Source organism: Moraxella caviae (genome assembly GCF_002014985.1).
In the GTDB taxonomy this organism is placed as follows: Bacteria; Pseudomonadota; Gammaproteobacteria; order Pseudomonadales; family Moraxellaceae; genus Moraxella; species Moraxella caviae.
Map to the genome: position 1 here is coordinate 1 of NZ_MUXU01000100.1, position 9,958 is coordinate 9,958.

Below are 9,958 nucleotides of genomic sequence, written 5' to 3' on the forward strand. Positions count from 1 at the left end.
TGATTTTGAAAATAGCCAATATCTTTTGCGCTGTGTTTTTTTAATTCTGATAGTTTCATGCTGTTTGCTCCTAAAAAACATTACTTATGTTTGCGATGTTCATTGTATAAACGGCATAATTCAGGCAGTCGCCAAAGCACAATCCAAATGACACCTATTAAGCCGATAACAAATAATTTATCCATTGGCAATCCTAGAATATCCGTCAAATCTATGTTAAAATTCACCTATGTTTTATCCTTCTTGTCCAAGGGTAAAATTACAAACCCCTTAAAGTTCGCCGCTTTAAGGGGTTTTGGTTTTTAAGCCGTATAACGCTCAAGTACAGGGCTTTGACCCACGACATTAAACGACACTTCCGCCGTGACCAAGTCACTGCCCGATGGGCTTGGAATATCGCCGCTGATTTGCACTTTTGGCAGTTTTAGAATGTATTTTTTGCCATTTTCAAATTCAATGGGGATTTGCACCGCAAGCGTCGCCCCTGTGATTTGATTGGTTAAAATATCATGCGCCTTTGGGCTGTAGGCAATCGTCATACTGCCTGAAATGGTAGCAAACATCGCCAGCACATTGCCGCCATATTTGTTATCACCTAGGCATTTTTGCACTTCTGCGCCATTGTCAATTTCAAACTTAAACGCTTCTACGCAGACACCGATATTTTGTCCGTCAATTAAAATATCGCCGATGTTTAGACCGCTTGCTTTTGGGCTGTCTTCTGCCTTTTTAGGGGTTTTGGCAAAGCTGGTGGTCTTAGAATGCTGATAATCTAGCCCCTTAAAACCCAATGACAAGCTCACCAAGCTGTCAGTGCCAACATCAAGGCTAAGACTGTTCACATGACACGCCCCAAAGGCATGAAATACGCCAATATCGGTAAAGTCTTTGGTGATGGTGAACATCGAGCGAGTATCGCCAACTTCTAACGTGTCAGGTTGCCCCGCTTGCCCTTGTTTCCACTCGCTCCAAAAAGCAGCGGCAATGAGTTCATCAAACACCCCAAACATCAGCTCGGTTTCAATATCACCCTCTACCGTGCCGCCTGTTGGCATACCCTCTCTTTTTAATCGGCTGTCGCTGACCAGCTCACTTTCGGTCAGCTCAATAGAATTATTTAAGCCGTTGGATTTATTGGGTAGAATTTTAAAGCCAGTCGTTGCCAGCTTTTTAATATCGGTCTGCTTGGCGATTGCCGTTACGACCTTTGCACCACTTGACATAAATTTACTCCATAAAAAAAGCCCTAATGGGCGGTTGAAAAAATATAAGTAATAACTTATAATAATGAAAAAATTAGGTTCATCAAAAATGTATACCGTCTTAATGACCGACCATTTTCATGATTGGCTGGTTTCGCTATCACCAGACGAACAAGATAGCGTTGCCCATGCGGTAAAATTATTACAGGTTTACGGACACCAGCTATCACGCCCCTATGCTGATACGCTACAAGGCTCAAAACTTGCCAACTTAAAAGAATTGCGTATCCAGCACAGCGGCAAGCCTTATCGTGCGTTTTTCGTCTTTGACCCTTTGCGCCAAGCTATTTTGTTATGTGCAGGCGACAAATCAGGCAACAAACGCTTTTATAAGCAAATGATACCCCTTGCCGAAAGTTTATATCAAACCTATTTGGAGCAGCTTAATGAAACTGACTAATTTTGATGATTTTTTTAACAATTTGCCTGCCACACGCCAAACCGCCATCAATCAGCGTGTTGCCGACAGCTTAATTAGCATTCGCTTAGCCGAATTACGCAAAAATGCCAAATTGTCACAAAAAGAATTGGCACAAAAAATCGGTGTATCCCAATCCGCCATTTCACAAATTGAAAGCACAAATAACCTCGAGTTTGCCACATTACAAAAGTACATTTCTGCATTGGGCGGCAAGCTACATTTGTCCGTTGAAATCAATGGCAAACACTCTGTTTTGTTGTAATTATTTGTACCGATACGGCACTCTGACATTGACTTGATAAAAGTCCCCATCACTGCCAACCGTTGTTACTGTTGGCGTTAATAACTCTAAATGTTCGTGGCTGTAATAGCCCAAATGCTGTGCGATGTTATCGGCTTGTGCAATAATGGCACTCTCGCCTGTGTTTAGTCGCCCAAACACCTGCACTACCACCGCCCCACGCTGTCTTGTCATGGGTTTATCCGCCATACCGCTCATGATACTGCTTGCTGTTTGAATGCTAAGACGCTGCCATAGCCCTTGTGCTGGCGGTGTGTGGTTGATGTTGCCTGTCGCCCAGTGCCTTGCGCTAAAATCAGGCATGGTTTTGATATGCTCAGCAATCAGTCTGTGTATTGTGGTTGTGTTCATGGTTTACCCTATCTGCAAATCCCACCAAAAAATCCAGCAAATAACAAAAAGTTTCATTTGCTCGCCCTGTTGATACTTCAATACCTACCGTATGGCAAATATCAAATGCAATATGCGCCGCTTCATGGGCAATAGTTGATACCTTATTGTCAAACACGCCCAGCAAATAAATATCTAGCCCACCCTTAGTATGCCTAAAAGTGTTTGCACCACCTACCCTGTCAAGCAAAGTAGCAGAACTTGATAATACTTCATGGGCTTTTTGCCTATTTAAACGCCCTATCAAACGCCACAGGTTCAAGCTGTTTAATTTGCGCCAGTGTCAGCGGTCTAAAATTCTTATCAAGCTGCAACTGCGCAAATTTGGCAGGGGTTAAACCGCCATTTCTAAACAGCTGCCCTTGGGTTTTGCCAAGTACGCTGTCTTGAAATGCGCTGTCTTGGGTTGCCAGCCATTCATAGTAGGTTTGGTTTTCTACCTTGCCGTTCATGCTGGCACGAAACTTAGGGTCTTTGCCATTCCACAGTATGTAGCTGGTGCGACAATTCACATGATACGGCGGTTTGTGGCTAATCGGTAGTATTCGCCCATCTAGGCTACGGCACACTCGGCTGGTGCGACCGTCTAGCGTTGCAACCACCTTAATTTCATCAATACCAAGCTGGGCTGCCAAATCCGCCCTAGCTTCACTTGCCAAGTGCTGTACGGTGGTGTGAACAACCGCTTTGGCGTGTCTTTTGGTGGTGAAGGTCAAGCCATCTTGATAACGCTTGGCTTTTGTACCGATGATGATTTGCTTGATTTGATGGTTGGTTTTGCCTTGATGGCGAGCCAGTTTTATCGCATTGATAATCCGCTGCTGCTCTTTGTCTGCAAAGGCGGATAATACCGCTTTGACATTTGCCCCACCAAAGCCATTCATCGGCGTATTGGCGATTTTCGCTGATTTAAAATCCGCCAAATTGGGCGTAATATTCAACGCTTGGGCTAAAAATTTGGCTTCGCTTTTTTGTGCATAATCGGCAATCAAAAGACTGCTGGCATAAAACGCCTCTGTGACCGTTTTTAATTCATCAGCGATTTCATCACCCAATGCCCCTAAAATCAGTGCCAGCTTTTTTGCGCTGGTTTCGGTTAATTCATCATTCATCAAAGCCTCTTGCACCGCCTTATCAATTCTGCCAATCGCCTGCATAAATTCTTTGGCTTCATGGGCTTTTAGGCTCTCTAAATAGATTTGCAAGCGTGTGATAAAACTGCTGTAATCCATTATCCAAAAATCTCTTGTGCTGATATGGCATAAATACCATTTGCCGCCTGCTTAGACCAGCCATGTTCTAGGCGGTAGGCATAGGGCAAATTGTTTTGAATGGTGATTGGCACAAAGTCTTTATGCGTGTAAAAACTTCTGGTGTATCGCCTGATTTGTTTGTTGTCGCTGTAGCTATAATCCACACCGCCTGCCGTCATGATGTGATTGCCACGATAACGACCACCGTTGATTTCGGCAACTGGCGAATTGGCAATGATTTGGTTATACAGTTCAATCGCCTTGTCTTTGTAGCCATCAAGCAGTTCATTTTTGACATCGTCAAATAACTGCGCAGGTGGCACAGTCCAACCAATACCCATACTAAACCTGCCTTAGTTGTATTGTATAGCTGACATCGGCTGGGTCTTTGTTGATGGCAACAACCCTAAAGCCATTGATGACATCATCAATCTGCGGTGTGTCGCTGACCTCGCTTTGCAAGCAAATCAGCTTGACATCACTTGCCAAGATGGTGTCGTTTACTTCTTTTGCGCTAAATCTGCTAAACACACCACGCCCACTGTAATGCGCTGTAGCGGTGTTTATGCTCTCGCCCAGCCAATCGTCCAGACCGCCATTTAAAACACTGTTACGCTCGCCTGTGAACGGTTTAACAGCATCTTTTAAATCACTATCAAAGGCGGTGGCAATTTCGTTGGTGATTTCGTTGTTCATCTTACGCCCTTTTTGTCGGCACAGCCCAAATGCTTGCCTTTTTCAGATAGGGTTTGATTAAATCTAGCGCAATCATCTCATCGCCACTCATCGGCTGTCCGTCTGCGCCATCGGCAAAGGTTTTTGAAGTGCTAACACTGCCTGCGGTGGCGGATTTGGCTTTTATCATGCCTTCGGTGCGGTCTTGGTATAGCTTACCGTCCAAATAGGCTTTGGCGATGAATTGGGCGGCTTGTATGATGGCATTTGGTATGGTGTCAAAGCGTGGCAAATCATGCTTTGATAGCCACGCATTGACGACAATCACAGTGCCATCATCAGCACCTTGTACGCTTTTTATATCGTCTAAAGTAATCATGCTTTTTTGCGTCTGGTTGGTTTTTCGTCAGCTTTTGGCAGCTCCACCACATCTTGCTTTTCTTCACCATCTGCTTGTAATTCAAACACGGGCAAGTGCTGGTATTGCTTAGGAACATCACCAAAAACAAAATCGCATTGCTCAATAAAATCATCGCCCTTGTACTGACTGGCATTGCGGATAGTTAAGCCGTGTTCTTTGGCAAGCGCTCGGTTCTTTTGCCCAAAATCAGTCGTAAAATATAAAATCTTTGCCATAATTTACTCCAAAATAAAACCCCCTAAACCGAAGTTTAAGGGGTTTTTGGTTTACTGGGTAATCAGTAGCACACCAGCGGTATCTTTATTACTGGTTGCAGTCTTCTTCCAGTTTGTTGGCGTTGCCAGCGTAGCAGCATTAGGGTTGGCACCGCCAGCGGCAATATCCCACGCATAGCCTTTGACTGATACGCCATAAGACCACTCCGCCTGATAGGTGCGCTGGATATTCTCTTTGCCCGTTGCGTGGGTAGTAATGCCATCAAAGTCGTTTTGGTTGGCAATCACCACGCCGCCTTCGGTCAAGCCAAGCACATTAAACTTATTGGTATCCACCAAATCAGGGCTATCAGTCACCACAAACACACGCCCAAATGGGTCACGGAACACCGCCACGCTGTCATAGGTAAATAGGCGCTCACTGTTTGCCAATGCTTTTAGCTGTAGCTTGGTTAAAGCTCCTGAATGCAAAATCCACGCCTTAATCGCATTGGAACGGTCACCAAACAACGCTCCTGCCTGTGTCAATAGCGCATAATCAAGCGCCTGTTCACCCTTATCAAGCGTTACATCAGTATTACCACGAATGGCTGATACCGCTGATTTAATGCCGCTGTTTAGCATATTGGCGATTTGCCCTTTGGCAAGCTGTTCACCAATTTTAACGGCTGCAAGCTCTGGATTTTGCATAATCCAGCGATATTGCGCACTTTCCCAGACAATTTCATCAGTACCAGCGGCAATTTTTACGCCCACGTCTTTGATTTGTTCAAGACGCTTTTGATTGATGGCGTTTGTACCATTATTCACATCACGATGGCGCACTAGCCCAGCGATTAACTTAAAACTTGCGTTAATATCAAAATCACCCTGAAACGGCTTTGCCACAAGTTCAATCGTACCGCCTGATTGGGCATTAAAAACCTGTACCTCTTGGTCGATGGTTTCAGTCATCACCGTGTAGGTTTGCTTGTTGAATTTCTCTAAATCAAACATAGTCACTCCTAATTATTTGCTTTTAGCCATGCCAATTTTTCATCATCTGTCTTACAGTCTGAATATTTGACAGGCACACCATTTTTAGCCGTGCCACCACCGACAGCCCCGCTGCCGCTTGCAAAACCACCGCTAATAATCGGCTTAAATGCGTCATTGGCACGAAATTCTTGTTTTAAGTCATCAATCGTCAATGCTGAAATATTGCCCTGCTTATCCAGCACACGCAGTTTTTGACTGTCGCCGTCCGTCTCTAACGTCAGGCGGTTTTGAATGTGTGGCAGTAACACATCGGCACTGCCTTTGATTGCAAGTTCGTTGGCAAGCTCATTGGCTTTTGCGCCAACAGTCAAATCATAAATCTGCTTTTGCGCCGCATCGTATTTGGCTTGCCAATCGCTTTCAGATTTTGCCATTTTGTCCTGATAGGACTTTTCAAGCGTGGCAATATCACCCGCCTTTTTGGCGATTTCTTCGGCTTCTTTTTCTTTTTGCGCTTCAAGCTCTGCCAGTTTTGCCTCCAGCTCACGGCGCTTTTCACGCTCAGCTTTGGTTTCGCCAAGCAGTTCATCATGTTTTGCTTTTAAGCCTTTGGTGTCGGGCAAGCCATTGACTGCCAGCTGATAGTTACCATCATCTTGCTTGGTGTAAAACGCTTGATGTACTTCGTCAAGGGCGTTAAAACTTTCTTCATTTAAAATAAATTCAAAAGTCATTATTATGCTCCATAAAAAAACCGCCATCAGGCGGTAAGTTCACTATCAATCATACCGATAATGTCATCATCGGTCAGTTCGGGGTTAATCAGGTTGTATTTACGCAGATAATCAAACACCGCTTGCTTTGGTGCAAGAGCTGCCTGATTTAGGCTAATGAGCGTGTTTAGCATATTGCCGTCAGGTGTTGGGTTGATGAATGATTGTTTGGCTTTAAACGGTATGCCTTGTAGTTCACGGTTTTTATACTCATAAACTTTTAACATTGCGCGGTTTATCGCTTCATTAACATTTGCCATACACATACTGGCAGTAGCATTTTGCGCAGCGTTTTCTTGAGCTGCTTGCGTGGCGGTTTTATTGGCGTTTGTCGTCTCGGCAAGTTTTGCGCCAAGTTCTCGCATAATCGCCAATTTATCCGCCATCGCTTCACCTGCCAACACATTAGGGCTGGCTTGGGCAAATTGAAAACTACTGCCCTGCTCAAGAATGAGCGTATTGCCACTGCCAAACGCCAAATTATTCTCTTCTAGCGATTTTAAGCGGTGTTCTGATACGCCCGTCAAATACGGCTGCACCTGACCGCAACGAAAGACACTGTCCTCATAGTCAGCACTGTTGCGATAATGCGCCAAATTCATCAATGCAAGACTTTCAAGCGGTATGGATTGCTCGGCAAATTCGTTGGTGTCTGACCCTAAAACCACAAAAGGAATGGTTTTCCAATGTTCGCCATTGGACTTTTTGGGATAAATACGCTCATCAATTCGCCTGTCTTTTTCCCATACTTCCACAAAAAAGCCCTTATCATCAATACCCAAATGCCGATAGCGTTGTACGGCTTTATCAATAAATGGGTCTGTCGGGTCTGTTTGTATGTGAGTTTCAGACAGCACGATCATGGTTGGGCGTTTTAACCCATCTTTTTGCTCGACACGCCAGTTGATAATCTCGGTGGCACTGTAAAAATGTAATCTTGGTATGTTTTTATCTTGTACATCGGCACCTTCTGAAGAAGTTTGCGCCATATCGATAAAAATACCACATCGCCCATAACGCATTAAATCAATAAAGCACTTTTGGGCGATTTGATAAATGCTAACACCACTGCCGTTAGCGTCTTTTTCCAAAGCACCAAATTCATCATCGTTAAAAACTGGGTCGTCGCTGAACGCCTGCCCTGTGTATTTATCCAGCGTGTCTTTGGTAATCTCAACAAACACCGCCCTTGCCAAATAGTTTTTATACAGAGCTTGGTTTTGTTGTGTGTGATTATCAGCGTTTGGCATTGGCAAATACTTGGTTGTCGCCTTTTTGATGGCATCTTGTCCGTCTGTGACATCTTTCATGCGCTGCCATCGCTCTTGCATGGCAAGATAATCAGCGTGTTTGGTATCAATCGGCATAAATTAGTAACTCATTGTTAGTTTGGTTGTCACAATCGGTCTGACGATTGGATATTGATACGCCAAAAAGTAGCCAAAGGCATCTAAAATATGGTCGTGTCCGCTACTCTTATCAGGCATGCCATTATTATCAAAAACCTGCTGTTCTAAGGCTTCTATCAAATTCACGCATTGCTTGGCTATCTTTAGTGTTCGTATGCCTTGTGCGTTTAAAATCAGCGCATTTACGGCATTTAGGCGGTCTTTGATGGCTGGGTTTGCGCTATTTACATACACGCTAAAGCCAAAATCTCGCAAAATGCTGTGGTCTGATACAGCGGACGACTTAGAGCTGGTTGCCTGACCTGCTGCGTCAGGATAAATAATAATCGGGTGGTTTGGGTATCGGGCTTTGATGATTTGCGCCATCGTTGGCGTATCTCGCACCCCTGTAATCTCATCAACCACAACAGGCTTATTATCACGCATGACAAACACCACTGCCGCCATTTTTAGTACGTTAAAATCCATGCCAATATGCAAAGTATCACCTGCTTGTATAGTCTCATCGCAGGCATTTAATGTACGGTCAAAGTCAGGATAAACCGCACCGCTGGTTAGGTTTACAAATTGCCCGTTTAGGTAGGCATCTAGCAACTTTGGCGGATAGCTTGCCCTTAGGCTTTCAATATAGCTGGGCGGCAAATAAGGGTTAGAAGCGGTGGGCGCTCGATACAGCTTGTAATGCTCGCCACCATTTTTTACCCATCTGTCATAACAAAAGCGAAAACCTTCAGGCGTTGTGCCAACCGCTGCTGTGTTTGGCTTGCCATCAGGCTTTCTTTGCCGACAACGAGCAATAGACTTATTCCATGCATTGCTTGCGTGTTCTGTTTTTAGCGTGTCAAGCTCATCAATGACAGCATCGGCAATCTCAAAACCGACGATGTTATCTGGATTATCCATACTTCTACAGATAATCTGTCCATAGCCTGCAATGTAAAAAATTTTCTCTGATTTGTTCAGCTTAAACTTTAATCCGCATTCGGTCAGCAGCTGACTAATTCTGGGAAAAGCAATCAAGCGTATCAAATCATGCGTTGGCGCAAAATATCCCTGATTAAGGTTGGGGTATTTTAGCTTTTGAATAAGTAGGCGTTTAAAAAGTGCTTCTGATTTACCGCTCCCAAAACCGCCTACAAACAACGGATATGTTTCATCGCTAAAAACAAAGTCGTCTTGTGGAGCGGTAAGCGTTAAATCTACATTCATTCATTTTTAGCCCTTACCACATTGATAGTAATTTCATTATCGGAATCATCTGCCATCTCGGATTTGATTTTATCAATTTCTAATTGTTTGATTTGCGCTTCCAATTCTTTTAGGCGAATATCAGCGCGGCTGCTTTTATCAAGCCCCAATATCTTAGCCTTGGCGTTAATCGCACTAATCATGGCATTGGGATTGGCGTTCATCTTGGCAATTTCATAGGCTTCTTGCAAATTAGCCACCATTTCATCAACGGTGGCATCGTGGCGGTCTTGGTGATGTTGGCGAAGTTCGTCTAATCTCGCCGTAATCTCACCCTTCTGCAATAATTCATAAGCCTTGTTGTTAATCGTTTCAGACTTCATATTCTCGCAATCATAGCTATCACGATACGCCTGTGTGGCATTGCCTGTCTCAATGTATCGCTGGCAGAATTTTTCTTGTTTTGGCGTTAATTCCGCCATAACGCCTCCTTTTGTTAATAAAAAAGCCCACCTGTTTACGGTGAGCTTTTTTTGCAAAATTATTGGCATAATGCAACATTACATTATGGAAACATAATAGTATCTTTGTTCGGTTTTGTCAAAGACGCTTCATCTCATGCTGTCTGTCAATGAAGTTTTTGGCTTCTTGTAGCAGTCGTGGATTGTGAGA

15 protein-coding genes are annotated in these 9,958 nt (G+C 44.1%); 2 read left to right on the forward strand and 13 right to left on the reverse strand.

Annotated features, from left to right (window positions below):
• Positions 1-302: 302 nt before the first annotated feature.
• Positions 303-1,223, reverse strand: coding sequence for a phage tail tube protein (locus B0181_RS11530; protein ID WP_078277629.1), 921 nt, complete (start codon positions 1,221-1,223; stop codon positions 303-305).
• Between the two features lie 88 nt (positions 1,224-1,311).
• On the opposite strand from B0181_RS11530, the gene B0181_RS11535 reads away from it, so the two are divergent.
• Together B0181_RS11535 and B0181_RS11540 are read left to right on the forward strand one after the other, a co-directional pair.
• Positions 1,312-1,662: a type II toxin-antitoxin system RelE/ParE family toxin gene (locus B0181_RS11535; RefSeq protein WP_078277630.1), complete on the forward strand. Its 351-nt coding sequence runs from the start codon at positions 1,312-1,314 to the stop codon at positions 1,660-1,662.
• A complete protein-coding gene (locus tag B0181_RS11540) occupies positions 1,649-1,945 on the forward strand; it encodes a helix-turn-helix domain-containing protein (protein WP_078277631.1) in 297 nt (98 codons plus the stop codon). The genes B0181_RS11535 and B0181_RS11540 overlap by 14 nt, the downstream gene beginning before the upstream one ends.
• Here the strand turns inward: B0181_RS11540 and B0181_RS11545 are convergent, their stop codons facing one another.
• From B0181_RS11545 to B0181_RS11595, 12 genes are read right to left on the reverse strand one after another with little or no spacing between them, the layout of a single operon-like run.
• On the reverse strand, positions 1,946-2,335 hold the full coding sequence (locus B0181_RS11545) for a phage tail terminator-like protein (RefSeq protein WP_078277632.1): 390 nt from the start codon (positions 2,333-2,335) through the stop codon (positions 1,946-1,948).
• Positions 2,301-2,621: a hypothetical protein gene (locus B0181_RS11980; RefSeq protein WP_133141452.1), complete on the reverse strand. Its 321-nt coding sequence runs from the start codon at positions 2,619-2,621 to the stop codon at positions 2,301-2,303. Before B0181_RS11980 ends, B0181_RS11545 begins: the two co-directional genes overlap by 35 nt.
• Positions 2,602-3,606: a structural protein gene (locus tag B0181_RS11550; protein ID WP_078277633.1), complete on the reverse strand. Its 1,005-nt coding sequence runs from the start codon at positions 3,604-3,606 to the stop codon at positions 2,602-2,604. The genes B0181_RS11980 and B0181_RS11550 overlap by 20 nt, the downstream gene beginning before the upstream one ends.
• Positions 3,606-3,968, reverse strand: a complete 363-nt coding sequence (locus tag B0181_RS11555; protein WP_078277634.1) for a hypothetical protein — start codon at positions 3,966-3,968, stop codon at positions 3,606-3,608. Before B0181_RS11555 ends, B0181_RS11550 begins: the two co-directional genes overlap by 1 nt.
• Position 3,969: 1 nt before the next feature.
• Entirely contained in the window at positions 3,970-4,323 is a 354-nt protein-coding gene (locus B0181_RS11560; RefSeq protein WP_078277635.1) for a glutamate 5-kinase, read from the reverse strand.
• A gap of 1 nt (position 4,324) precedes the next feature.
• Entirely contained in the window at positions 4,325-4,681 is a 357-nt protein-coding gene (locus B0181_RS11565; protein ID WP_078277636.1) for a hypothetical protein, read from the reverse strand.
• A complete protein-coding gene (locus B0181_RS11570; RefSeq protein ID WP_242620114.1) occupies positions 4,678-4,938 on the reverse strand; it encodes a hypothetical protein in 261 nt (86 codons plus the stop codon). Before B0181_RS11570 ends, B0181_RS11565 begins: the two co-directional genes overlap by 4 nt.
• 51 nt (positions 4,939-4,989) lie before the next feature.
• Positions 4,990-5,934, reverse strand: coding sequence for a major capsid protein (locus B0181_RS11575; RefSeq protein ID WP_078277637.1), 945 nt, complete (start codon positions 5,932-5,934; stop codon positions 4,990-4,992).
• 8 nt (positions 5,935-5,942) lie between these two features.
• Complete coding sequence (locus B0181_RS11580) at positions 5,943-6,650, reverse strand: OmpH family outer membrane protein (RefSeq protein WP_078277638.1); 708 nt, start codon at positions 6,648-6,650, stop codon at positions 5,943-5,945.
• Positions 6,651-6,676: 26 nt separating this feature from the next.
• The gene (locus B0181_RS11585) at positions 6,677-8,056 is read right to left on the reverse strand and encodes a DUF4055 domain-containing protein (RefSeq protein WP_078277639.1); all 1,380 of its coding nucleotides are present in this window, start codon (positions 8,054-8,056) and stop codon (positions 6,677-6,679) included.
• Between the two features lie 3 nt (positions 8,057-8,059).
• A complete protein-coding gene (locus B0181_RS11590; protein ID WP_078277640.1) occupies positions 8,060-9,307 on the reverse strand; it encodes a terminase large subunit domain-containing protein in 1,248 nt (415 codons plus the stop codon).
• A complete protein-coding gene (locus tag B0181_RS11595; protein WP_158078980.1) occupies positions 9,304-9,768 on the reverse strand; it encodes a terminase small subunit in 465 nt (154 codons plus the stop codon). Before B0181_RS11595 ends, B0181_RS11590 begins: the two co-directional genes overlap by 4 nt.
• Positions 9,769-9,958: the final 190 nt, after the last annotated feature.